Raw genomic sequence first — 569 nt, forward strand, 5'->3', positions numbered from 1 at the left:
ATTATCAAAACCATTGCTGCCCTGATGGCTTTTAATATTGCTCTGCGCGTGTTGCGCTTTACCATGGCTGGCACACGCCTTGGGCTTCTTCAATTGATGGGCTCTTTTATCAAGCTTAGAGTACTCAGTCGTGGTGTTGCTGCAAGCTGGCGGGGCTTAGCAGCCGCAGGGCGCTCGCTGGGCTTGCTAACCGCGGGTCTTGGGGCAAGTTCACTCCGACTCTTACGCCCCATGACCTTGTTGGTCGGGGCTTTACGGGGGATTGCTGTCTCAGGAAGTGCATTTGCTGCCTCTTTTGGTTGGATCGGGACAGTGATCGAAGTGGTTGGGGCAAGTCTTTCCTCTGTTGTGGGGGGTATTTTTACCCCGATCGGGGCGGTCATTGCTGCTGTTGTGGCTGTCATCCTTGCTGCGGGTTTTGCTTTGTGGAAATATTGGGATCGTTTTTCTTCATTTGTCAAAGGTTTTGCACGGGGGGTATCTCGGGCTTTTGGGCGTGCCTTTGAAGCCGTCATGCGCTTTTTTGGTGCTGATACCACCACCATCACCAAATGGAAAAATATCATTGC

The 569-nt window shown here is 52.2% G+C and carries 1 pseudogene; it reads left to right on the forward strand.

The annotated features are described in order from the left end of the window. Window positions 1-569, forward strand: a pseudogene (locus tag ACFIL8_RS12460) (phage tail tape measure protein); the annotation flags it as partial.

The organism is Bartonella sp. AP57NXGY, from assembly GCF_042195805.1.
In the GTDB taxonomy this organism is placed as follows: Bacteria; Pseudomonadota; Alphaproteobacteria; order Rhizobiales; family Rhizobiaceae; genus Bartonella.